The organism is Deinococcus yavapaiensis KR-236, assembly GCF_003217515.1.
In the GTDB taxonomy this organism is placed as follows: Bacteria; Deinococcota; Deinococci; order Deinococcales; family Deinococcaceae; genus Deinococcus_A; species Deinococcus_A yavapaiensis.
Window position 1 is genome coordinate 81,818 of the sequence record NZ_QJSX01000008.1, and the last position, 21,266, is coordinate 103,083.

A 21,266-nucleotide genomic window follows, 5' to 3' on the forward strand; every position below is an offset into this window, starting at 1 on the left:
AGTCGGATGTTCGGGCGCGAAGGGCGTGCCACACTGAGGCATGACCGCCGAACCTGTCGCGCCCGCGCACTTGCAAGCCCTCTTCTCGCCGAGCGCCCTGCAAGACCCCTATTCCGCGTACGACGCGGCGCGGGCGCTCGGCGAGGTGCAGCCACCGCCGCCCGGCTTCTTCGGCTGGTTCGCCTTCGGGCACCCCGAGGTGAGCGCGGTTTTGAAGTCACCGCACGGAGGCGCCGACCGTTTCGGCGGTGACCCCGAGTTCGAGCGCACGAAATCGTACGCGCTGCTCAAGCCGATGATGCTGTTTCACGACGGCGCGTCCCACGCGAGATTGCGAGGTCTGGCGACGCAAGCCTTCACGCCGAAGGCGGTCGGCGAAACGCGCGAATTCGTGCAAGGCGCCGTGAACACCTTGCTCGACGCCATGAAGCGCAAGGAAGCCGCCGGCGAGCCCGTCGATTTCGTGCGCGACCTCGCCGTGCCCCTGCCCGTCACGGTGATTTTGCAGATGCTCGGCTTGCCCGCCGACGACGGCGAGAAGTTCAAGGAATGGTCGGATCACCTCGCCTTCCTCCTCGACGGCTCGTCTCAGTCGCGCGAGAAGTTCGAAGCGGCCGAAGCGGCCGCGCACCAGATGAGCGTGTACTTCCGTGACGTTGCCGACGAGTTGCGCGCTCATCCCAAGCCCGGCCTCATGTCCGCTCTCGCCCTCGCCGAGGCTGACCAGGGACGCCTCAACAACGAGGAACTGCTCGCCAACGCCGTCTTGCTGCTCGCCGCTGGACACGAAACCACCACGAACCTTCTCTCGGGCGGTCTGCTCGCCCTCGCCCAATTTCCAGAGCAATGGCGCCGCCTCGTGCAGGACGAAACGATGACGGCGAACGCCGTGGAGGAACTGCTGCGCTTCGTGTCGCCCGTTCAGGGCACTTCACGCCTCGCCCTCGCCGACTTCTCCTTCGACGGCGTCACGATTCCCACCGGAAGCCACGTCAACCTCTTCGTCGCCGCCGCGAACCGCGACGCGCGCGTGTTTCCCGAGCCGCATCGCCTCGACCTTTCGCGTCCGAACGCGAAGAACCACCTTGCCTTCGCCGTGGGCGCCCATTACTGCCTCGGCGCGAGCCTCGCGCGCCTCGAAGGACAAATCGTCTTTCGTACGCTCGCCGACCGCTTTCCAGGACTCTCGATTGCTCCTCAGCCCCTGTCGTACCGCGCGAATTTCCTCCTGCGCGGCCTCGAACATCTTTTTGTAGCCCTGGGCTGAATCTATATTCCGACTTCACCGCTCTCGCTGCCCTCGTGAGGGGAGAGGCAGGAGCGCTTTATTTCCCGCGAGTCGAACCGACGCCCCCGCTCCTCAAGATGAAACGAGTCGAGCCACGATCGCTCGCGATTCAAGGAGGATGTGTGAAACGACTTGCCTTCGCCCTGACGCTTCCTGTAACCCTCGCGGCCTGTGCGCCCATGATGACTTCCACCGATCCCGACGTGCAGTTCGCGATCAGCGCCGCGCACAGCAACTGGGCCGAGATCAGCACCTCGCAAATCGCCCTCACGAAGAGCAACAACGCCGCCGTCCTCGCCTACGCCCGCGACATGATCGCCATGCACACCCAAATGCAAAACGAACTGCGAGCGGTCGCGAAGTCCAAAGGCATCACCGTGCCCGAAGCGCCCGCGCCCGAGCAACTCTTGCAAGGGCAACGCCTCTCGCAACTCAGCGGCGCCGACTTCGACGCCGAGTACAGCCGCGTGCAACTCAACGGTCACCGTTTCACGCTCGGCTTCTTCGACGCGTACATCAACGGCAATCAAGGCGACGACGCCGACATTCGCGCGCTCGCCGTGAAGGGCCGCCCGATGGTTCAGCAGCACCGCGACCGCGCCCGGACCGAACTTCCTGTGCCCACCGACGCGCTCGCCGCCGACCGAAACGCCTCGCAATGACGCCCGAGCCCTCCGCGGCGTCGGCCGGAGACGAAGGCCACCTGAGTCCTGCTTTCCACTCGGACCCTCGGCGCGAAAGCTCACTTCACCTCATCACACGAACCACCTCGTTCGCGATGCGAACGCACCCAACACGGAGGACCTTATGAAGAAGCGCACTTTGTTGCTCGCAGCGACCCTCGGCCTTTCCACCCTCGCCTTCGCGGGCGGCGCGGGCGTTCCCAACCCCGCCGTGCAAGGCCCCATGAGCACCGCGCAGATGAGCAACGACTCGGACATCCTCGCGATGGAAGTGCTCACGATGAGCAACCTCGCCGAAATCGCGACGTCCCAACTCGCCCTGCAAAAAAGCCAGAATGCCGCCGTGCGCGGATACGCTCAGCGCATGATCACCGAGCATACCGCCGCGCAAAACCAGCTCAACGCGATCGCCGCGCGCAAGGGCGTGAAGCTCACGGACAAGCCCGGCGCCGATCAGCGCCTCATGTACAACCGCCTCTCCACCCTGAGCGGCATGACCTTCGACATGCAGTACGTCGCCGTGCAGATCATGGGCCACGACATGACGGTGAAGCTCATCGACATGTACCTACGAATCGGCAAGGACGCCGACGCCCTCAACTACGCCCGCACCATCCGGCCCGCCGTCGTGATGCACCTGCGCGACGCGCAAGCTCTCGACAAGCAAATGCGAATGCAGTAACCGCTCGCATTATGATGGGGGAGGGTCGTTCATCGACCCTCCCCCGCTCATGTGGGAACGCGGTCCGTTGCCCCATCGCCTCCGAGGCGCGAGCTCCGCACGCCTCGTCTGAGTTCTTCCCGCCTCCGGTGGCGCTCGCTTCGATTCGCTCGTCACGCCTCGTCGATCTTCACGAGGTTCTCCACGCGTTGCGCCGCTTCGTGCAGACCCAGGCCGCGCAACGCGGTCGCCGCGCGTTTCGTGCCCGTCTCGTCCACGCGGCCCTCGTTCCAGCCCGCGATGAGCATCGCGCAGCCTTGCAGGGCTTCGGTCATCTGCTCCTTGTGGAACATCTGCGCGATCGCTCCGGCACCTTGCGGCTTCGTGTTCTGCGCTTCCACTTGCACGCTCTGCACGACTTGCATGAAGATCGGGTCGTACTTTTGACGGTCCTCGAGCGAAATCAGCTTCGACATGCCTTCAAGTGTAAGCGCCCCCTCCGAGAACGAAGGGAGCGCGCCGAGAGGTCTTCTTTACTCAGAGAATCCAGCCCACGATGAGTTGCACGAACCACGCGGCGAGCGCCGATACGGCCATCACGATCACGACGTTGGACGAGCCGCGCAAGTTCAAGCTGCCTTGCAAACCGACGTACGCGTAGAACGCTTGCGCCACCCACCCCAGCAGCAACCACACGGGGATCAACACCCAACCGAGAATCGGGATGATCGTGAGGACGATGGTGCCCGCCGTGACGAGCAGGGCGATCGGCACGTAGGACAGCGACAAGGTGTAGGCCACTTCATTGAAGGTGCCCGTACCGCCTTGGGTACGGCCGAAGGCGTACGCGACGCCCGCGAAGGTCGCGAAGCCTGCCACCAGTACCAACGAGCGCTCCAAGAACGCCCAGAAGGGGGCGTTGCCGAGATTGAACAACAAGGCGAACACACCGGCGACGAGCGCCACGACGGCGACGTACGTGAACGCTTGAGGCGCGCCTCCACTGCGCTCGAAGCGCTCGAACGAGTCCACGCTGGGCCGAGCGAGCACGTACGCGCTTTGCTGCATCATCGTCCCGAGGCTGGCTTTCAACGGCTGGGTCATGCGGTCCTTCCTTTCAAGGTTATGGTACGACCACGCCACCGCAGAAGTTCCGACGTCGGCATTCCATGAAGTCTCCCCCTGGCCAAAGAGTACGTTTTTGGCGTAAAATAGAGGGATGCTCAAGGTCGAATCCGAATTCAGACCGAGCGGCGACCAACCGCAAGCCATTTCCAGCCTCGTCGAAGGGCTCAGCGACGGGTTGAGGTTTCAAACGCTGCTGGGCGCGACTGGGACGGGCAAAACCTACACTGCCGCCAAGGTCATCGAGGCGGTGCAGCGTCCCGCCCTCATCCTCGCGCCGAACAAAATTCTCACGGCGCAACTCGCCTCGGAGTTTCGCGAGTTCTTTCCGGGTGCGGCCGTCGAGTTCTTCGTGTCCTACTACGACTTCTACCAACCCGAGGCGTACATTCCAGGGCGCGACCAGTTCATCGACAAGGACGCGGCGATCAACCAGGAACTCGAGCGTTTGCGGCATTCCACGACGCGCAGCCTCCTGACACGCAAGGACACCATCGTCGTCGCGTCCGTCTCGGCGATCTACGGCCTCGGCGATCCCGAGGAGTACCGCAAGCTCAACCTCATCGTGAAGAAAGGCGACCGCTTGGAGCGCGACGCGATCCTCGACCGCCTCATCGAGTTGCAGTACGAGCGCAACGACATCGAGACGGGCGCCGGGAAGTTTCGCGCCAAGGGCGACGTCGTCGAGATTTGGCCCAGTTACGACGAGCAGCCGTTGCGCGTGGAGCTGTGGGGCGACGAGGTCGACCGCATCGTCGTGTACCATCCCGTGACGGGAGAAGTGCAGGCCGAACTCGACTCGACGGTCGTGTATCCCGCCAAACACTACGTGTCGAGCGCCGGAAACGTCGACCGAGCCATCGTGACGATCCAGCAGGAGCTCGACGAGCGCATCGAGTACTTCAAGAGCGTCGGCAAGCTTTTGGAAGCGCAACGCATCAAGGAGCGCACCTTGTACGACCTCGAGATGCTCAAGGTCCTCGGGCACTGCTCGGGCATCGAAAACTACTCGCGGCACATGGATGGCCGCACTCCGGGGGCCACGCCGTACACGATGCTCGACTACTTCCCGTCGGACTTCGTGACGTTCATCGACGAGTCGCACGTCACGGTGCCGCAGATCGGCGGGATGAGCAACGGGGACCGCGCGAGAAAGCAGACCCTCGTGGACTACGGCTTTCGCTTGCCGTCGGCGATGGACAACCGCCCTCTGAACTTCGACGAGTTTCTCGGGAAGGTGGGGCAGACGATCTTCGTCTCCGCCACGCCCGGCCCCTTCGAACTCGAGCATTCCGACAACGTCACCGACCAAATCATCCGCCCGACGGGGTTGGTCGATCCGCAAGTGACGATACGCCCCATCAAAGGGCAAGTGGAGGACTTGCTGGGCCGCGCGCGAGAGCGGGCGTCGCGCGGCGAGCGCGTGCTCGTCACGACCCTCACGAAGAAGATGGCCGAGGACCTCACGGAGTACCTGCTCGAAAAGGGCGTGCGCGCGCGCTACATGCACTCGGACATCGACGCGGTCGAACGTCAAGTCATCATTCGAGATCTTCGCCTGGGGCACTACGATGTTCTGGTCGGGATCAACTTGTTGCGCGAAGGACTGGACTTGCCCGAAGTGTCGCTCGTCGCGATCCTCGACGCGGACAAGCCGGGCTTCCTTCGCAGCGAGCGCAGCCTCATCCAAACGATCGGGCGCGCGGCGCGTAACGTGAACGGCGAGGTGACCTTGTACGGCGACGCGATCACGCCTGCCATGCACGCCGCGATGGAAGAGACGAACCGTCGCCGCGACAAGCAACTCGCGTACAACTTGGAGCACGGCATCACCCCGACGACGATCAAGAAGAGCGTGCGCGACGTCATTCGCGGCGAAGAAGCGCCCGACGCGGGCATTCCCGAAATCGCCAACGACCGAGACGCCCTCATGGCGCAGCTCACCGATCTAGAGCTCGACATGTGGCAAGCGTCCGAAGCCCTCGACTTCGAGCGGGCCGCCTCGTTGCGCGACCAGATTCGCGCGATCGAGGCGAAGCTGCAAGGCAAGGAGTTCCAGCAACCCACCGTGCCCGGCCAGAAGGTCCGCAAGCGCGGACGACGCGGCTGAACTTCGCCTTCGACGTCTGCAGGACCGTGAAGACCGATCGCGGTCGAGGCCGCTCAAGTCGAATGACTGCGAGCGCACGAACCTGACGAACAGAGCGAACGAGGCGTGCAGAAATCACAGGGAGGTCGAAGGAAAGCTTCGACTTCTCGTTTTCTTGAAGTGCGCTGCAACGGCCCTGTAGGAAGACGGTTTTCGGATGTGCATTCGTCTTCGCATCTCCGCGCATGACGAGCGTCAAGAGAAGGGCCGTCCGACTCGGACGGCCCTTCTCTTGGATTTTCTTTAGAAGGGGTCGAGCGTGCCCGTCGCGCGAATCGCTTCCAATTGCGCCAGCATAGACGCGAGATCGATCGGCTTCGGAAGGTACCCGTCGGCGCGCAGTTGACGGCTGCGCCACACGTCCTCTTCGTTTGCGGAGGCCAGCAGTACGAACACGGGAATTTTCGAGAGCGTCTCGCTCGCCTTGAGATGCTGCAACACTTCCAGACCGCCCATGCGAGGCATGTTGAGGTCCAGCAGGATGACGTCGGGCAACGTCGCCGTTTCGAAGGGCGCTTCGTGATGCAGAAACGCGAGAGCTTCGATGCCGTCCGACACGATAGACAACGTGTGAGGCTGCGAGAAGTCCTCGAGTGCGATCTGCGTCAAGAGAACGTCCGTTGCGTTGTCATCGACGAGGAGAAGATGCAGCATTACCGTATCACCAGGATTCCGTTTCCGGAACGCTTCACACTACCGAGGCGGACATGGAAGCGGTTGAGAAGAATGCTAAGAGAGAATTAATTCAACACGGTCGGCGTTATTCGAAGGCGAGAAAGGCAAGATCACCAAAAGACGTGGGCGGTGGACAGGAGGAACCACCGCACACGACGCGGCAACGAAGAACGACAGTGGAGCGGCGTTGCCGGGGAGGTCGCAAGCGAGCTCGGGGGGGACGAAACTCGCTGCCCTCGACCGACCTCAGATTAGAGTCGCCACCCTTTCCAAATTCTTACAGGCGCGACGATTGCTCGCCTATCAAACCTTCAGATCGTCATGCCGAATCGCTCGAACGCCAAGAGAACCCGCCAGCATGACGGCATGGCCAGCGACACCGCCTCGTCCTTTCCCGAAGTGCCGACGTCTTGGCAGCCGTTCCTCGACGACGTGCTGCGCTCCGCACCCCTGCGAGAACTCGCCGCCTTCTTGCGGGAAGAGCGCGCACGGCACACCGTCTATCCGCCCGCCGAAGACGTCTTCAACGCGTTGCGTTTCACGCCGTACGATCGTGCGAGCGTCCTGATTCTCGGACAAGATCCGTACCACGGGCCACGTCAAGCGCACGGCTTGGCGTTCAGCGTCCGTCCGGGCGTACGACCCCCGCCGAGCCTCGTCAACATCTTCAAGGAACTGCGTGACGACGTCGGCGTGACCCCGCCGAAGCACGGGTACCTCCGCGCTTGGGCCGAGCAGGGCGTCCTGCTGCTCAACGCGGTGCTGACCGTCCGGGCGGGCGAGCCGAACTCCCACGCGGGACGAGGCTGGGAGGACTTCACGGACGCCGTGATTCGCGCGCTCGACGATAAGGAGGAGCGTGTGGTGTTCGTGCTGTGGGGTGCGTACGCACGCAAGAAGAAGAAGCTGGTGACGAACGCCCGTCACGTCGTCGTCGAAAGCGCACACCCCAGCCCGCTGAGCGCCACGAAATTCTTCGGCTCGAAGCCCTTCAGCCAAGTGAACGCCGCCTTGCAGGAAGTCGGACGGCCGAGCATCGATTGGTCGCTGCCGACGACCGTCGAGGAAGACTGAGCAGGGGCATACGGCGCGTGAAGCTTCGGCGCGGCAGCATGAACGCATGAAGCCCACGCCGATTCCGCCCGAGCCCGGTCAAGAATCCGTTTGGACGTATCCACGTCCGCCCCGCTTGGAGCGTACGAGTAAGGTGATCGAGGTGGTCTTCGCCGGCGAAGTCGTCGCGCGAACGACGCGTGCCTGGCGTGTCTTGGAGACGAGCCATCCGCCGGTGTACTACCTGCCGCGCGAGGACGTCCGCCCGGACGTCCTCGCGCTCGCCGCGGGCGCAAGCTTTTGCGAGTTCAAGGGCGAGGCGTCCTACTGGACCGTGCGCGTCGGGGAGCGGCGCGCGACGAGCGCCGCGTGGTCGTACGAGCGTCCCGCCGCTTCGTTCGAAGCCATCGCTGGTCATGTGGCGTTCTACGCGTCGCTCATGGACGCCTGCTTCGTGGCCGGTGAGCGCGTAACGCCTCAGCCCGGCGGCTTCTACGGAGGCTGGATCACGTCCGATGTGGTCGGGCCGTTCAAGGGCGAACTGGGCAGTTTCGGATGGTGACGCGACCGTGAGAATCTGCCAAGGTCCGCGCAACGTCGGATGAAAGAAGCTTGCCCTTACGGTCACGCCGCCGCCTTGCCGGCTTTGCATTCTGATGGCGGAGGCTCAAACATGGCGAAAGTGAATCCCATTCAACTTCAAAAGCACCTCAAGGGGATGACATACCCCGCCAGCAAGGAGGAAATCCTCAACCGCGCCGAGCAAAACGGCGGTCTGGACGACACCATGCGCGAAGTTCTCAACGCCCTGCCCGACAAGAAGTACGACAAGCCGACCGACGTCACTTCGGCCGTCAAGAACGTTTGATTTCCGCTTCCGCCCCCGGGTCGCTTCGTGACTCGGGGGCGTTCACGTCGTCTGCTAGGCTGTGCTCGTGGAGTACGTGGTCTTCGACTTGGAAACGACGGGTTTCTCGCCCGAGAACGACGACATCATCGAGATCGGGGCGGTGCTCGTGGACCGCGACGACATCCTCGAGCGCCCACGTTTTCATCGCCTCGTACGCCCCACGAAGCCGATTCCGTGGCGAGCGACGATGATTCACGGCATTCGGGACTCGGACGTGCGAAGCGCGCCGACCCTCGAGGTCGTGCTTCCCGACTTCCTAGCCTTTGTCGGGGACCGTCCGGTGGTCGCGCACAACATCGGCTTCGACATGGGCTTTGTGCAGGCGGCGATGCGCCGTCACGGCCTGCTGTGGCTGCCTCCGCAAGAAATCTGCACGATGCAGCTTTCGCGCCGCGCGTTTCCGCGCGAGCGCAGCCACAAGCTCGACTCGGTCGCCGAGCGCCTCGGCTTGCACTTTCCCGAAGGAGCGCGTCACCGCAGCGTGGGCGACGCGCTCGTGACGGCCCAGGCCTTCTTGCACATGAGGCGGCACGTGTAAGCACCGCTGCAACGGTGAAAAGACGAGGAGGCCTACGGCCTCCTCGTCGCGTTGCACGTCCTTCCGCCGACTGTTTACTTCGCGGCCTTCGCCTTGCTCGCCCTGCCCGAACGCCCGCTCTTGGGAGCACTACGCGCCTTCGCACGCGACGAGCCGAGGTTTTGGCCCTTGTGGAAGCTCGCTTCCATTTTGCGGCGCGTTTCTTGCGCCAACAGCGTGAAATCCACCTCACCGCGTTCGATCGCTTCGAGGCTCGGCTTCACTTTGGCATTGCGCCTGTTTCCCGTGAGATCGCGATCGATGCGCTCGAACCACGCCTCGAATTCGCTCGTCACCTCGAAGACCATATCTTTGGCCTCCTTGGCGTATTTTTCCTCGCTGCCTCGTTTGGAGTACTGCTTGGGCAGCGAGAAGCGCTCGGGAATGTAGACCGCGTCGAATTCTCCTTCACGCACGGCCGAACGAAAGAGCTTGACGAAGGTGTCACTTCGCTGCGGATTGCTCAATTGCTGAACTTGGTCACTCAATTTGCGAAAAGTCATGAAAAAGCCTCCGCTTCATATTATGAAAGTAAAGACAGGAGAATTGTAAAGATATACGAAGTTGTGCGAGGCCTTCTCATCCTCGCCTTGTGATCTTGCTTTCTTTGACTTCAGCTCTTCGAAAGACGGGTAGGACTTCCACATTGACGCCGAGTACACAAGCGTAATTTGCTTTCGTGAAGCACGCTCTGCTCGCCGTCATCTTCTGCTTCTCTTTTGGCGCCGCCGCGCTCGACGCGCGGCCACCTCTGCGCGTCGAACGCACGGGCGCCGTTGCGCCCGGCACGCCCGCGCGATACAACGCTTCCATCACCTTGCGTTACGGCAACCTCACGCGGCCCGACCGCGTCTTGATTCTCGCTCCCGGATTCCTCGGCGGTGCGGGCAGCCTCGATCGCGTTGCTCGACAACTCGTGGATCTCGACCCTGACCTCGCCGTTTGGACGGTCGATCGACGCTCGAATTTGCTGGAGCCGCAAGACCGCCTGCGCGCCGCCAGCGACGCCGAACTGCACCGAATTGCCCGCGACGGCCTTCGTGCGCTTGCTCCCGAGAACGTCGCCTTCATGAAGGAGTGGGGACTCGACGTCACGCTGCGTGACATGCGCGCCGCCGTTCTGGAAGCGCGCACCCTCACCCCCAATGTCTTGCTGGGCGGCCACTCGCTCGGCGCGACGCTGGCGACGTTGTACGCCGCGTACGACTTCGACGGCGCGCCCGGCTGGAAAGACTTGACGGGCCTCGTGCTGCTCGACGGAACGCTCGGCATGAACGCTTTGCCGAAGCTCTCGGCCGAGCAGTACCAAAGCGGCTTCACTTGGAACTTCCTGCCCGTTCCGGGCGTGCGCGACCTCGGGCGGATGCCGTACGTGAACTACCCGAACGTGTTCGGACCTGACCGCGCTTCCCGCGCGGCGGCCCTCGCCCGCATCGCCGCGAAGGACCCGAACGGAACGTGTGACGCGAACATCACGCGCTTTCCCGTCACGAATCTCGCGGCGGCCATGCTGCAAGTCGAAGGAATTTACAGTCCCATGCCGATGCTGGCCGTCACGACGGGCCGAGCGACGAACGTTCGCGAGTCCTACAACTGGGCGGCGGTGCTGCTCAACGGTGCGGCGGGTTTCGCCGCTCGAGATCCCTTCAACGTCCGCGATTCCTCCAAGCCCGTCGGTTGGCAGCAAGACGAGCGCGCTCCCACGAACGCCCTCGACTTCGTGAATCGTTATTGGACGCCCGAGAGTGATTTCGCCGAGTGGTACTTCCCCACGCGCCTCGCCCTCGACATCGCCGCCGCCGGATTCGATACGCGGGGCACGCCGTTCGAGAAGACGCTGCGGGTGTGGCATGCCAAGGGCGTGCGGCTGCCCGTCCTCGGCGTGTCTGCCCAGAACGGCCTCACGACGGCCGCGAGCTACGAGGCTTTGCGCGCCAATCTCGGCTCGCCCGTCACGGTGCGCGCTTTGCCGGGCTACGCCCACCTCGATGTCGTGACGGCCACCTCCAACGAAGTCGCCAGGACCATCGTGGGATGGGCCGAACCCACGACCGCGACGGCGAGCGGCGAGTAAGCCAAGAGGCCTCTCGAGGAACGAACGGCTCCTCACGTCAAGCGGCGTTCGATCTCCACGCGCAACGTGTCGATACGGTCGTCGCTCGGTACGGCGGTTCCGCGCACCTCAATGTGCTCCATGAGCGGCACCCAGCTCACGCACCCGAGCATCTCGGGCGTTTCCTGAAGGGCCACCGGAGCATCGAGTTTCACGACGCGCAGCAGCAACGCGTGCAACCACGGGCGATTGCGGTAGTGAAAGCGTCGCTCGATCGCCGAGGCGTCCAGCGCTTGCAAGTCCTCCAACCGCATCGCCCGATCCAAGTCCTCGACGCGCCACACGCCCATCACCTCGGCGAGCGCCGGAAAAATCACCGTGCCGGGCGAAGGATCGGTTCTCAGCAAGGGTGTGAAGTCAGGGCGCAACTCTGCTGAATTCTGATGCAGAAAGGTGGGATACAAGAAAAACGAGCGGTGCTCCACCTCGAAGCCCTCGTGCGTCTCCATGATGCCGCCCTTGCGCAGCACGAGCGCCACGTCTCCGCGCGTGAGAGCCTGTACTTGCACGTCCCACTCCTTGAGTGCGTACTCCGCTGTAGGCATGCCTTCACCATAACGTTCGCGTGTTTCTTCGAAGGTGCCGCCAGACAACCTCCCCTCTTGACGTTGGGGCCCCGGGCGGGAGGCTAGTCGGCGTAGGTTGTTCAAGTGGCGCATCTCGGGGAGCCACGAAGCCTATAGCTTGATGCGGGTGAGACTGATGTGTTTTTCACCCATATGATTGGGCGCTGCTCTTATACTGAGCTTGGTGTAAACTCACCATTTTGTATGGAGGCCCCCTTGAATCGCCACGGCTTCACGCTCTTGGAACTGCTCCTCGTCATTTCGGTGGTGGGCGTCTTGGCCGCCATTATCGCCACGAATGTCAATCGCCCGCGTCCCGACTTGTTTGCAGACAGCGTGCGTTCGGCGATGCAGCAGTCTCGCTTCGAGGCGGTGAGGCGCAACCGATTCGTCGTATTCGCCTGGGATGGCGCTTCGAACGCGTTCGTCGTTCGCGTCAAGAATCCCACGTCCGGCACCAGCACGGTATGTGCCAGCGAATCGAGCGATACGAGTTTGTCCTCGCTCTCGGCGAGCTCCTTTCCGGGATTGACCGTTACGACGACGTTCAGCGCGGTCTCCAGCTTGAACGGCTTCGTTTGGCAACCTTCCGGATTGCCGGTGACCTGCTCTACGAGTGGCACCAGTACCACGCTCGCGTCAGGCTCCTTTTCAATGGCACGAAGTGGCACTGACAGCGCGGCTTCGACGCGTACAGTCGTTCTTTCGAGAGCGGGAGGGGTGACCCGGCAATGAACAGGGCACGTCAAAGCGGGTTTACCCTAATCGAGGCTGTGATCGCCTTGTTGATCTTGGGCTTGGGCATCATGTGGTTGGTGTCGGCGCTCACTTCCTCTTACCAAATCAACGGAAGAGCGAGTGGGAACGAGCGAGCAACGATGCTGGCGCGCACGGAGATGAATTACCAGCGCGGGCTCACCACGCGAACCTCGGGGACGAGCAGTTGCGCGGCGAGCACGGACTCGACGTTCACGTGCAGCGTGACGATCACACCCTGCACGCTCGACTCCTCGACAGGAATCGCTACGTGTTCTTCCACCGCGACGTCTCCCACCCTCGATCAAGTGGCCGTGACAGTCACGCGGCCCGGCCGTGGCACCGTCTCTCTGACTTCTCTGGTGTTCCGCCAATGATGCGCCGACGCCAAAGTGGAGTTTCACTTCTGGAAGTCTTGATCGTCCTGGCGATCATCGGAGTGGCATTGGGGGTCCTGGCGGAAGCTTTCGGAAGGTCCAACCGAGACTATGCCGTTCAGCGTCAGCTCAGCGACGCGACCCAAAACGCCGAGGTCGCCTCCGCGCTCCTCATCTACGACCTCAAGACGGCGGGTTTCGCGGGTGACGACACGACGGCGTCTGCGGCGAGCATCACGTCGGCCAACGTCGCCACTTATCTCAGCAACGTCATTTCCTGGCCCTTCACGCCTTACTCGTCCACCGTCACGCCCGACCCCGGTACGCTCAAATTGTCGTCGGTCAATGTGAACACTTTGATCGCCAACAGCGGGCCTTCGACGTCCGAGTGCGGAGCGACGACGCCCTGCGATGTGCTGACGCTCACGCGGGTGAGCGCCGAGGCTCCCGCGAGCGCCAGCGGATACAAGCTCGAGCAGATCACCTACACGGTAAAGAACACGAGTAGCACCATGCCTGGCCTGTACCGCCTCTCGCAGAAGTTCGACTGCACGTCCGCGTTCGCTTGCACGGCCGATACGACCTACAACAACGCGACCGCGAACACCACCGCCGAACTCGCCGTGGAAGGCGTCGAAGACTTCCAAGTTTATTTCGTCAGTACCGGCGGGGCTTACACCACCACTCCTCCCACGGGCCCTGCCCAAGCTTCGACCGCGAGTCCGACCGTCAACACGACGAGCGCCATCGGCGTGTACCTTCGCGTTCGCGCTCCCACGTCGGACGGCTCGGTCACCGATGCTCGAACCTACCCGACCATCGCGCTTCCGACGTCGCAGACGAGCACGACCCTCGGAATCCCGAGCAGGACGTACTCCGGCACGGATCGGAACTACCGCAGGATCGAAAAGTTGCTCACGGTGTCGACGCTCAACAAACAGTCGGTTCGGTAACGAGGTGCACATGCGAAAGAAAGACGGTTTTGTCCTCGTGGTCGCCCTCGTCGTGCTCGGCGCCCTGGCGATGCTCGCGGTCAGCGCGACCTTCCTCAGCACGGCGAACGCCACGACATCAGGAAATCTGCAAAGGCAGGCGGCCGTTCGTTTTCAAGCCGAGACAGGAATCGACCTCGCGCTCGCCCGTCTCTCGGCAAACTTCTCGAAGTGGCCCAGTTGGTGTAGTACTTCGGGCACGAACTGCATCCCCGCGCCGACGGACATGTCGTTCACGGTGTCCATTAAAAACCTAGACTCCACCAACGCTGGAATTTGCGTCGGGAGTGGCGCGAGCGCGGTCTGCAGTTTCAACACCTTGCCTGTCCTCGTGACGGCGACGAGCACGAGCGGTAACACAGAGTACGTCGCTTCCGTCATCGTGAAGCCCAACTACTCGAACGAGGTCGACCCCGTCTTCGGTTACGGCCTCGTGACCCAAGGCAGTGTCGACGTCCCGTCGAACTCTATGGTTCAAACCAACATCTGGTCAGGCGGTTCCGTCACGGGGGGCGGTTCGCCTTACTTCAAGTACATCGCGTCGACTGACAGCGAGAACTCGGGGCAGCCGTACTGGGGACGGTCCACGAACACCACTTGCGGCGTCTTCGATCCCACCACGAGCAACACGGCGGCGAGCACGAAGACCCAGTGCCTCACCAACCAACCCATGCCTACCGTCCCTATCCCCTCGTTCACGGGCCAACGCAGCGATCTCATGACCGAGGCTGGCGTGACCCAAGCCAGCAACGGTACTTACAGTGGCTGCACCCACACCCTAAGCGGTACCGTCAACAACATCAGCAGCGTTGTGGCGAATTTGAGTACCTTGAGCATCAAGAAGGTGATTTGTCTCGCCGCGAACACGACCCTCACCATTCCGAGCGGCGTCTTCTTGAAGAACACCTACATCATCGGGGACACGACGACGACTGTGAACGTCAATGGCGGCACCGGCCCGCTCGCCACTGGCGAGTCGAACAACCGTCTTGGCATGAAGATCGTCAGCAATACCGTCAACATCGATCAGTGCAACCAGTCTTCTTGCACGAACGATACCCTCACGGGGATCAACACTTTCGTTGCCCGCACCAATATGAACTACAAGAAGGCCGCAAGTTCACCGGACCTCGTGTCGCGCACGTTCGTCGTCGTGACGGGCGACAGCGCGAGTCCCTCCACGTATCCGGGCAACGTGACCATCAGTGGCGTGTCCGGTCAGACTGTGAACGCCTCGTTCTGGGTCCGCGGCCAAGCGACCCTCAACGGCGCCGGGGGATCGTTGCAGTTCGTGGGAACGGTCGTGTCGGGCATGATGACCAGTACCGGCGGCTATAGCTCTTCGTCGAACGGGATCAACTTCAACGGCTCGGCAGCGTACGTGCAGCGTCCCCCGGGCGTTGAAAACGAGCAGATTCCTCGCAACCCCTCCTCCAGCAACCTCACGATCTCTGGACGCAAGTAAGGCCTGGCCTCGTTTTCGTGCCAGAAAAGCAGGTTGCCGGAAGCCCGGAGTCGAGTGCGCAAGTCTTGATGTCATAGCCAGAAGTGCAAGTGAAGAAGAGCCGACCTAAGGTCGGCTCTTCTTCTTGCCTTTTTGCGTGACATCTTTTCGCTTCAAGATTGCCAACGCTCTTGTTCAGTGGAAGTCGAAGACGCGTCCTGAAGAGGTGACGACGGAAACGGCCACAAAACCGGACGAGGTCAAGCTGACCGTACAACTTTGAAGATCTACGTTTGCTGTCGCGACGCTGTATTCTCCCGCGGCGTAGCCCAGTCGGCAGTCGGTCGACGTGATGGCGACGTTGCTAGGATCGGAGGCCACGTACGCATTGGCGGCTTTGTACACGAGATGCCCGAACGCTTGGGCGCTTCGGTCGGAGGCGGCCGTCTTGGCTCCTTGAAGCGTGGGCACGAGAATGACTGAGATGATGCCTATGATCGCGATCACAACCAAAAGTTCGATGATCGTGAAGCCAACTGTTTTGTTGCCTCTCACCACTTCCTCCTTTGTTGTGCGGTGAGCCGGTTTCATCAAGTTCCCGGAGACCGAATCGCATCAGATCGTTTCTGAAAGCGTTCTTTTTCGAGGTCCAACGGCCGAAGCCAGACCCCACAACGCCCAGAGCGCGCCTTCCGACCAGGGGATCGGAAACCACAACAACATGAATACGCTGTAAGCGGCGAAAGCGGCCCACACTTCCAGGTTCCGCACGTTCAACAGGGCAAGTACCATCAAGCCTACGAGGATCGCTGCACCGGGCAAGCCGTACATAATCGCGAAGTCCAAGATCTGGTTGTGCGCCTTCCATCCGATCCAAATACGAGGTCGGACGTGGCCGTCTTGGGTGACGCGGTAGACCATGCCGTCCTTGCGGTAGGCGAACTTCTCGTTGAATTCGAAGCGAAGGAACGTTTTGAGCTCCCCGTCCGTCAGTTGATCCGTCCAATGGGAGTAGAATTGGCCTCCACCCCAACCGAAGATAGGACGTTCCATGACGCCGCGTCCCCCGGCGGTCCAAAGCATCGTTCGAGACGACATACTGCTCGTATCTTGAAGTTGTCTCGTCTCTTTGCCTTGATGCATGCGAGAGACGCCCATGCCGAGCAGGAACGTGAGGACCAAGGCGCCGACCTTGACGACTTGCGCGCGCTTCTGGGAATGCATGATCAGGGTAGCGACCGCCACGAGCCCTATCGCCACCAGGGCTGCCCGATTCCCGGTCAACGCGATGGTGCACGCGATCGGAAGCATGGCGAACAAGGCCCAGCGTTGCCGACTGGCGAGCGCGGCCGCACATCCGACGACCAGCCACCCGGCGAGGTGTCCTTTTTGGGGAAAGTTGACGATCGGCAAAAGATTGGTTTGCTCTCCCGCGTTCAAGAAGATCCCGCGGCCCATGACGACTTCCACGATGCCCCCGAGGGCCAAGATGAGAGTCGAGACGATGAGCGCGTTGACACACCTTTGCTTCAGCTTTTCATCGGCGAGCGCCCGAATGTAAACCAACGTGAAAACGGCGATCAAGCTCAAGACCCAAGAAGCCGAGTCGGTGAAGTCGAAACCGCTGCCTGCGAAGGCGGCTGCTCGATCCTGAGCCTGCGACGACGAGATGATGACCCACAGGCCCAGTAGCCAAGCCATGAGAACCGGCTTGTGGCTCCAAAGCCAACGGGGAAGTAACACGATGTCGCGCAGTTGAGTGGCAGGGCGGGCCAGCAATTCGAAGATGGCGCCCAACAAGCTGCAAAGGATGGCCCACGTGGAGTGGATCGTCACGGAGGTGGCAAAGTCTCCGCCGTTCGGCGTCAACAACGGATAGAGCAAGATGAAGGCGGGCCAGAGAAAATCTCGGAGCCAGATAAGGCGCGCAGGAAGCGAAACATGACGGCGCACGGGAGGAAGTGAAGAGGAAAGTGCGATGCCGACAGGAGAGTGTTCCATGAGCATGTTCCCTGGGGGAATAACCCCATTGCAAGAAGAAACGACGAGTGCGTCCGCTTTAAGCGGACGCACTCGCTGGCAAGATTACTTACCGTTGACGGACGAGTAGCCAATCGTAGCGTTGGCGACGGTAACGGTGAAGTCGTTGGATCCGTTCTGAGCGATGGTGCACGTGGAGGTGCCTTGCGGAGCAGCGACCCAGCCGTAGCTGAGCCCGAGGATGCTCGACACGGAGGCCGTGCAATCGGAAACCGCGCTGACGACGTTGCTCGAGGTCTTCGACACGTCTTCGGCGATCACAGCGGTAACAGCCTTGTAGACGTTGGCGCTGTGCGCCTGGACGGCGCGCTTCTGGGCCGCCGTACGGGCGCCGAGAAGGTTGGGAATCAGAACGGCAGCGAGGATGCCGATGATCGCGATGACGATCAGCAGCTCGATCAGGGTGAAGCCTTGGGTGCGACGGTTCTTCATGACTGCTCCTTTGGCCTCCCCATAAGGATGGATGAGCGGGTGAGGCCGAGTATGGCGATCGCAGCTTCGAGACGAAGGACTTGTTGCTGCGTGTGAAAAGGTTACGAAGATCCTTCTTACAAAACTCTTACAAAGATGAAGATAATGTAAGAAAGTTCACTTCGCCCCTAGGGAATCTTAACACCAAAGGAGAGGCGACCATTCGCTTCCGCCAAGAAGGGCGACCTGAAGACACACGTCCCGCTTTTTCGCCGTTAATCTATCGGTCATGACTGCTCGCGCCTTCGTGTCTCTCGTTGGGGCTGGTCCCGGCGACCCTGGCCTTTTGACGCTGCGGGGACGCTCGGCGCTCGCTTCGGCAGATGTCGTTCTCGTGGATTACCTCGCCGCTCCCGAACTTCTCGCGCACGCTCCGCGCGCCGAGGTCATCTACGTTGGCAAGAAAGGCTACTCGCCGTACATCAGCCAGCAGGACATCAACGCCCTGCTGATAGAAAAAGCCTTGGAAGATGGCGGGAAGCGCGTCGTGCGACTCAAGGGCGGCGACGTCTTCGTGTTCGGACGCGGCGGCGAGGAAGCGCAAGCGTGCCGAGCGGCGAGCGTGCCGTTCGAAGTCGTGCCAGGCGTGACGAGCGCCATCGCTGCGCCAGCGTACGCCGGAATTCCGGTGACTCAGCGTGGCATGGCGAGCAGCTTCGCCGTCATCACGGGCCGTGAGCAAGACGGCGACGCGGACTACGGCAATCTGTCGGGCGTCGACACCCTCATGCTATTGATGGGCGTGCGCAATCTCGCCGCGGTCGCTCGAAAGCTCGTGGAGGCGGGCCGCGCGCCGAGCACCCCTGCCGCGACCGTTCAATGGGGAACGACCGCCCGACAGAAGGTCGCCGCCGGGACCCTCGCTACGATCGCCGACGAGGTCGCGCGCGCAGGCATCGAAGCGCCCGCCGTCACGATCGTCGGCGACGTCGTACGCTTGCGCGAGGAACTGCGCTGGTTCGACACGTCCGCGCTCTTCGGGCGAAACGTCGTCGTCACGCGGACGCGTGACGGCAACTCCGCGCTCGCCGACCTGCTACGCGCGAAGGGCGCGAACGTCGTCGAACTGCCCCTCATCAAATTCGTGCCGACCTCCGACACCATGGCCCTCTACCGCACCCTTTCGCAACTTCGCTCGTACACGTGGGTGATCCTGACTTCGCAGCAAGGCGTGTCCGAGCTGTTTCGGCACTTGGAGGAGATGGGCCAAGACGCGCGCGCCTTCGGAGACGCCCGCGTCGCCGCCGTCGGTCCTGCCACGGCGCGCGCCCTAGAGCGCCACGGCATTCGGCCCGACTTCGTGCCGAGCACGCCGGGCGCCGCCCACCTCGGGTCCGCGCTGCCCGCCCGGGCGGGCGCGCGCCTGCTGCACCTCGCGTCACACCTCGCCGAGCCGGACCTCGACGAGGCGCTCTTCGCCCGTGGTCTCACCGTGGAGCGCGCCGAACTCTACGGCACGGAGCCGAACGAGCCCTCGGACGACGAACTCGCCGCGCTTCAGGCAGCCGACGTCGTGACGCTCGCGTCGGGAAGCGCGGCGCGCGCGTTCGCCGAGGTCGCCGGAACGAATTTCAAGGTCGCCGTGATGGGACCTCAAACCGAGAAGGCCGCGCGCGAGGTCGGCTTCACGAAGATCACGTTGGCCCGCGAAGCGAGCTTGGAAGCCCTCGTGGAAGCGGCGGAATCGGCCATGGGGACTATGAAAGGATGAAAGGAGCGCTTCCCGCTTTTCGATTCGACGCGCGCCGCCTTCCTCAAGAATTGGGGACGTTCATCCTCTGTTCGGCACGATCGAGGTCGCTATACTGGCGCTCGTGACGTTGTTCCCGGTCTTTCTCGACCTTTCAGGAAAACGTGGACTCGTGGTCGGCGCTGGACACGTGGGGCTGCGAAGAGCTCGCGGACTGCTCGAAGCGGGCGCCCGCGTGACCGTCGTCTCACCACAGGCGCATCCGGAGGTGCGGGCGCTCGACCTTGAACTCGTCGAGCGGGCCTTCGTGCCGAGCGATCTCGAAGGAGTGGCGCTCGCGTTCGCCTGCACGAACGACGAGGACGTGAACGACGCCGTGTTGCGCGAAGCCGAGGCGCGCGGCCTCTGGGCCTCGTCGGCTTCCCGTCCCGAGCGGGCGTCGATGCGTCTTGGCGCGACCTTGCGAAGCGGCGACCTGCTCGTCGCCATTCAGACGGGCGCGGACTTGCCCTACCTTTCGCAGGCCTTGCGCGACAAGCTTTCCGCCGCCCTCCCAAGCGACCTGCCGATCGCCGCTTGGTCCGAGCGCCGCGCGCAGGCCCTCACGCTGCCCGAGCCCGCCCGCTCGGACGTTCTCGCGTCCTTGAAAGACGAGATTCGAAAGGCGGTGGGCGCGTGAGCCTCGACCTTGCCGTCGTTGGCCTCAACCACAAGACCGCGCCCGTGTCCGTGCGCGAGCGCGCCACCGTGCGGCCCGAGGAGACCGACGCCCTTCTCGCCCATCTGCGCCGCCACGCCGACGAAGTAATGCTGCTTTCTACTTGCAACCGCTCCGAGGTGTACCTCGCCGGAGTGCGCGGCCACGCCCTCTCGGCATTCGAAGGCGCGTGGGGCGTGGCCCTGCGGCCCTATCTTTACCACTACGAAGGCCAAGAGGCCGCGCGCCACCTCTACCGCGTCGCGGCAGGCCTCGACTCGCTCGTGCTGGGCGAGACGCAAATCCAAGGGCAGGTCAAGCGCGCGTGGCAAGACGCCAACGAGCGCGGCCTCACGAAGGCATTGCTGAACAAAGCCGCGCAAGGCGCTTTGCACGCCGGGAAGCGCGTTCGTACCGAGACGGGCGTCGCCGACAAGGTCCTGAGCGTTTCGGCCGCCGCCGTGGAACTCGCCGAGAACGTCTTCGGAACCTTGCAAGGCCGCACGGCGCTCATCGTGGGAGCAGGAGAGACGGCCGAGCTCACCTTGACGCACCTCAAGGCGGCGGGCGTCTCGAACGTTATCGTCGTGAATCGGTCGGTGGAGCGCGCCCGCAGCCTCGCCGACAAGATGGGCGGGCAAGCGTGCCCCGTGGACCTTATGAACGAGGTGCTGCCGAAAGCCGACGTCGTGATCGCGTCCGCCGCCGCGCCGCACTTCGTCTTGTGGCCGGAACTCGTTCGTGAGGCCCTCTCGGCGCGCGAGCACCCGATGTTCCTCATCGATATCTCGTTGCCACGCATCATCGATCCGGCGTGCGGCGGCGTCGAGGGCGCGTACCTGTACAACCTCGACGATCTCACGCGCATCGTGGAGCGTAACCTCGCCGAGCGGCAAAGCTTCGTTCCCGTCGCGGAGCGCATCGTCGAGGAAAGCGTCGCGGATCTCGCGCGGTGGGCGACCTTTCGAGCGGCGCACGTGAAGCGCTGAGCCTTCCTCG

At 62.8% G+C, this 21,266-nt stretch carries 24 protein-coding genes and 1 pseudogene; 16 read left to right on the top strand and 9 right to left on the bottom strand.

Going from position 1 to position 21,266, the window contains the following annotated elements; translation table 11 throughout:
* The first annotated feature begins 40 nt into the window (after positions 1–40).
* The 3 genes from DES52_RS11275 to DES52_RS11285 all read left to right on the top strand — a co-directional run bounded on the left by DES52_RS11275 (position 41) and on the right by DES52_RS11285 (position 2,653).
* Positions 41–1,267 carry a cytochrome P450 gene (locus DES52_RS11275; protein WP_110886918.1) on the top strand — a complete coding sequence of 409 codons (1,227 nt, stop codon included), beginning with the start codon at positions 41–43 and terminating at the stop codon, positions 1,265–1,267.
* Between the two features lie 143 nt (positions 1,268–1,410).
* Entirely contained in the window at positions 1,411–1,950 is a 540-nt protein-coding gene (locus tag DES52_RS11280; protein ID WP_170131016.1) for a DUF4142 domain-containing protein, read from the top strand.
* A 145-nt stretch (positions 1,951–2,095) separates the two neighbouring features.
* Positions 2,096–2,653 carry a DUF4142 domain-containing protein gene (locus DES52_RS11285; protein WP_110886920.1) on the top strand — a complete coding sequence of 186 codons (558 nt, stop codon included), beginning with the start codon at positions 2,096–2,098 and terminating at the stop codon, positions 2,651–2,653.
* 152 nt (positions 2,654–2,805) lie between these two features.
* On the opposite strand, the gene DES52_RS11290 is transcribed toward DES52_RS11285, so the two are convergent.
* Positions 2,806–3,108 carry a hypothetical protein gene (locus DES52_RS11290; RefSeq protein ID WP_110886921.1) on the bottom strand — a complete coding sequence of 101 codons (303 nt, stop codon included), beginning with the start codon at positions 3,106–3,108 and terminating at the stop codon, positions 2,806–2,808.
* Positions 3,109–3,169: 61 nt separating this feature from the next.
* A complete protein-coding gene (locus tag DES52_RS11295) occupies positions 3,170–3,736 on the bottom strand; it encodes a YIP1 family protein (protein ID WP_110886922.1) in 567 nt (188 codons plus the stop codon).
* Positions 3,737–3,851: 115 nt separating this feature from the next.
* Between DES52_RS11295 and uvrB the strand changes: the two genes are divergently transcribed.
* Positions 3,852–5,867: an excinuclease ABC subunit UvrB gene (gene uvrB / locus DES52_RS11300; RefSeq protein WP_110886923.1), complete on the top strand. Its 2,016-nt coding sequence runs from the start codon at positions 3,852–3,854 to the stop codon at positions 5,865–5,867.
* A gap of 282 nt (positions 5,868–6,149) precedes the next feature.
* On the opposite strand, the gene DES52_RS11305 is transcribed toward uvrB, so the two are convergent.
* Positions 6,150–6,560 carry a response regulator gene (locus DES52_RS11305; RefSeq protein WP_110886924.1) on the bottom strand — a complete coding sequence of 137 codons (411 nt, stop codon included), beginning with the start codon at positions 6,558–6,560 and terminating at the stop codon, positions 6,150–6,152.
* Between the two features lie 387 nt (positions 6,561–6,947).
* On the opposite strand from DES52_RS11305, the gene DES52_RS11310 reads away from it, so the two are divergent.
* The 4 genes from DES52_RS11310 (at position 6,948) to DES52_RS11325 (ending at position 9,082) form a co-directional block, all read left to right on the top strand.
* A complete protein-coding gene (locus DES52_RS11310; protein WP_110886925.1) occupies positions 6,948–7,655 on the top strand; it encodes a uracil-DNA glycosylase in 708 nt (235 codons plus the stop codon).
* A 46-nt stretch (positions 7,656–7,701) separates the two neighbouring features.
* Positions 7,702–8,196, top strand: coding sequence for a DUF427 domain-containing protein (locus DES52_RS11315; protein ID WP_110886926.1), 495 nt, complete (start codon positions 7,702–7,704; stop codon positions 8,194–8,196).
* A 111-nt stretch (positions 8,197–8,307) separates the two neighbouring features.
* Complete coding sequence (locus DES52_RS11320; protein ID WP_110886927.1) at positions 8,308–8,502, top strand: DUF2795 domain-containing protein; 195 nt, start codon at positions 8,308–8,310, stop codon at positions 8,500–8,502.
* A 67-nt stretch (positions 8,503–8,569) separates the two neighbouring features.
* The gene (locus DES52_RS11325; RefSeq protein ID WP_110887039.1) at positions 8,570–9,082 is read left to right on the top strand and encodes a 3'-5' exonuclease; all 513 of its coding nucleotides are present in this window, start codon (positions 8,570–8,572) and stop codon (positions 9,080–9,082) included.
* Between the two features lie 74 nt (positions 9,083–9,156).
* On the opposite strand, the gene DES52_RS11330 is transcribed toward DES52_RS11325, so the two are convergent.
* Positions 9,157–9,624 (bottom strand): hypothetical protein, encoded by a 468-nt coding sequence (locus tag DES52_RS11330; RefSeq protein WP_110886928.1) that lies wholly within the window; start codon positions 9,622–9,624, stop codon positions 9,157–9,159.
* Between the two features lie 176 nt (positions 9,625–9,800).
* On the opposite strand from DES52_RS11330, the gene DES52_RS11335 reads away from it, so the two are divergent.
* Positions 9,801–11,195 (top strand): alpha/beta fold hydrolase, encoded by a 1,395-nt coding sequence (locus DES52_RS11335; RefSeq protein ID WP_110886929.1) that lies wholly within the window; start codon positions 9,801–9,803, stop codon positions 11,193–11,195.
* A 32-nt stretch (positions 11,196–11,227) separates the two neighbouring features.
* Here the strand turns inward: DES52_RS11335 and DES52_RS11340 are convergent, their stop codons facing one another.
* The gene (locus DES52_RS11340) at positions 11,228–11,779 is read right to left on the bottom strand and encodes a DUF1802 family protein (protein ID WP_110886930.1); all 552 of its coding nucleotides are present in this window, start codon (positions 11,777–11,779) and stop codon (positions 11,228–11,230) included.
* 225 nt (positions 11,780–12,004) lie between these two features.
* Between DES52_RS11340 and DES52_RS23725 the strand changes: the two genes are divergently transcribed.
* Together DES52_RS23725 and DES52_RS23730 are read left to right on the top strand one after the other, a co-directional pair.
* Positions 12,005–12,535, top strand: a complete 531-nt coding sequence (locus DES52_RS23725; protein ID WP_425451125.1) for a pilus assembly FimT family protein — start codon at positions 12,005–12,007, stop codon at positions 12,533–12,535.
* Positions 12,532–12,609: pseudogene (locus DES52_RS23730) on the top strand (type IV pilus modification PilV family protein); the annotation flags it as partial. The gene DES52_RS23725 and the pseudogene DES52_RS23730, both read left to right, overlap by 4 nt.
* A 92-nt stretch (positions 12,610–12,701) precedes the next feature.
* Here DES52_RS23730 and DES52_RS23455 read toward each other — a convergent pair.
* The gene (locus tag DES52_RS23455) at positions 12,702–12,839 is read right to left on the bottom strand and encodes a hypothetical protein (RefSeq protein WP_245900939.1); all 138 of its coding nucleotides are present in this window, start codon (positions 12,837–12,839) and stop codon (positions 12,702–12,704) included.
* A gap of 90 nt (positions 12,840–12,929) precedes the next feature.
* Here DES52_RS23455 and DES52_RS11355 point away from each other — a divergent pair, with 90 nt between their 5' ends.
* The gene (locus DES52_RS11355; protein ID WP_211317914.1) at positions 12,930–13,886 is read left to right on the top strand and encodes a prepilin-type N-terminal cleavage/methylation domain-containing protein; all 957 of its coding nucleotides are present in this window, start codon (positions 12,930–12,932) and stop codon (positions 13,884–13,886) included.
* Between the two features lie 10 nt (positions 13,887–13,896).
* Positions 13,897–15,390, top strand: coding sequence for a hypothetical protein (locus DES52_RS11360; RefSeq protein WP_110886933.1), 1,494 nt, complete (start codon positions 13,897–13,899; stop codon positions 15,388–15,390).
* Positions 15,391–15,564: 174 nt separating this feature from the next.
* Here the strand turns inward: DES52_RS11360 and DES52_RS11365 are convergent, their stop codons facing one another.
* From DES52_RS11365 to DES52_RS23735, 3 genes are read right to left on the bottom strand one after another with little or no spacing between them, the layout of a single operon-like run.
* Complete coding sequence (locus DES52_RS11365; RefSeq protein ID WP_110887041.1) at positions 15,565–15,924, bottom strand: prepilin-type N-terminal cleavage/methylation domain-containing protein; 360 nt, start codon at positions 15,922–15,924, stop codon at positions 15,565–15,567.
* Positions 15,925–15,984: 60 nt separating this feature from the next.
* The gene (locus DES52_RS11370) at positions 15,985–17,442 is read right to left on the bottom strand and encodes an O-antigen ligase family protein (RefSeq protein ID WP_146237267.1); all 1,458 of its coding nucleotides are present in this window, start codon (positions 17,440–17,442) and stop codon (positions 15,985–15,987) included.
* A gap of 12 nt (positions 17,443–17,454) precedes the next feature.
* Positions 17,455–17,841, bottom strand: coding sequence for a prepilin-type N-terminal cleavage/methylation domain-containing protein (locus DES52_RS23735; RefSeq protein WP_110886935.1), 387 nt, complete (start codon positions 17,839–17,841; stop codon positions 17,455–17,457).
* A gap of 268 nt (positions 17,842–18,109) precedes the next feature.
* On the opposite strand from DES52_RS23735, the gene cobA reads away from it, so the two are divergent.
* The 3 genes from cobA to hemA all read left to right on the top strand — a co-directional run bounded on the left by cobA (position 18,110) and on the right by hemA (position 21,256).
* The gene (cobA, locus tag DES52_RS11380; RefSeq protein ID WP_110886936.1) at positions 18,110–19,591 is read left to right on the top strand and encodes a uroporphyrinogen-III C-methyltransferase; all 1,482 of its coding nucleotides are present in this window, start codon (positions 18,110–18,112) and stop codon (positions 19,589–19,591) included.
* A gap of 103 nt (positions 19,592–19,694) precedes the next feature.
* On the top strand, positions 19,695–20,249 hold the full coding sequence (locus DES52_RS11385) for a precorrin-2 dehydrogenase/sirohydrochlorin ferrochelatase family protein (RefSeq protein WP_110886937.1): 555 nt from the start codon (positions 19,695–19,697) through the stop codon (positions 20,247–20,249).
* Positions 20,246–21,256, top strand: a complete 1,011-nt coding sequence (hemA, locus tag DES52_RS11390) for a glutamyl-tRNA reductase (RefSeq protein WP_110886938.1) — start codon at positions 20,246–20,248, stop codon at positions 21,254–21,256. The genes DES52_RS11385 and hemA overlap by 4 nt, the downstream gene beginning before the upstream one ends.
* Positions 21,257–21,266: the final 10 nt, after the last annotated feature.

Bases quoted from the DNA above. Each gene is read 5' to 3' on its own strand.
- DES52_RS11340 (WP_110886930.1), bottom strand. From the start codon at position 11,779: ATGCCTACAGCGGAGTACGCACTCAAGGAGTGGGACGTGCAAGTACAG.
- DES52_RS23735 (WP_110886935.1), bottom strand. From the start codon at position 17,841: ATGAAGAACCGTCGCACCCAAGGCTTCACCCTGATCGAGCTGCTGATC.
- DES52_RS23725 (WP_425451125.1), top strand. From the start codon at position 12,005: ATGGAGGCCCCCTTGAATCGCCACGGCTTCACGCTCTTGGAACTGCTC.
- DES52_RS11360 (WP_110886933.1), top strand. From the start codon at position 13,897: ATGCGAAAGAAAGACGGTTTTGTCCTCGTGGTCGCCCTCGTCGTGCTC.
- DES52_RS11290 (WP_110886921.1), bottom strand. From the start codon at position 3,108: ATGTCGAAGCTGATTTCGCTCGAGGACCGTCAAAAGTACGACCCGATC.
- DES52_RS11315 (WP_110886926.1), top strand. From the start codon at position 7,702: ATGAAGCCCACGCCGATTCCGCCCGAGCCCGGTCAAGAATCCGTTTGG.
- uvrB (WP_110886923.1), top strand. From the start codon at position 3,852: ATGCTCAAGGTCGAATCCGAATTCAGACCGAGCGGCGACCAACCGCAA.
- cobA (WP_110886936.1), top strand. From the start codon at position 18,110: ATGACTGCTCGCGCCTTCGTGTCTCTCGTTGGGGCTGGTCCCGGCGAC.
- DES52_RS11305 (WP_110886924.1), bottom strand. From the start codon at position 6,560: ATGCTGCATCTTCTCCTCGTCGATGACAACGCAACGGACGTTCTCTTG.
- DES52_RS11275 (WP_110886918.1), top strand. From the start codon at position 41: ATGACCGCCGAACCTGTCGCGCCCGCGCACTTGCAAGCCCTCTTCTCG.
- DES52_RS11320 (WP_110886927.1), top strand. From the start codon at position 8,308: ATGGCGAAAGTGAATCCCATTCAACTTCAAAAGCACCTCAAGGGGATG.
- DES52_RS11295 (WP_110886922.1), bottom strand. From the start codon at position 3,736: ATGACCCAGCCGTTGAAAGCCAGCCTCGGGACGATGATGCAGCAAAGC.
- DES52_RS11285 (WP_110886920.1), top strand. From the start codon at position 2,096: ATGAAGAAGCGCACTTTGTTGCTCGCAGCGACCCTCGGCCTTTCCACC.
- DES52_RS11310 (WP_110886925.1), top strand. From the start codon at position 6,948: ATGGCCAGCGACACCGCCTCGTCCTTTCCCGAAGTGCCGACGTCTTGG.
- DES52_RS11355 (WP_211317914.1), top strand. From the start codon at position 12,930: ATGATGCGCCGACGCCAAAGTGGAGTTTCACTTCTGGAAGTCTTGATC.
- DES52_RS11330 (WP_110886928.1), bottom strand. From the start codon at position 9,624: ATGACTTTTCGCAAATTGAGTGACCAAGTTCAGCAATTGAGCAATCCG.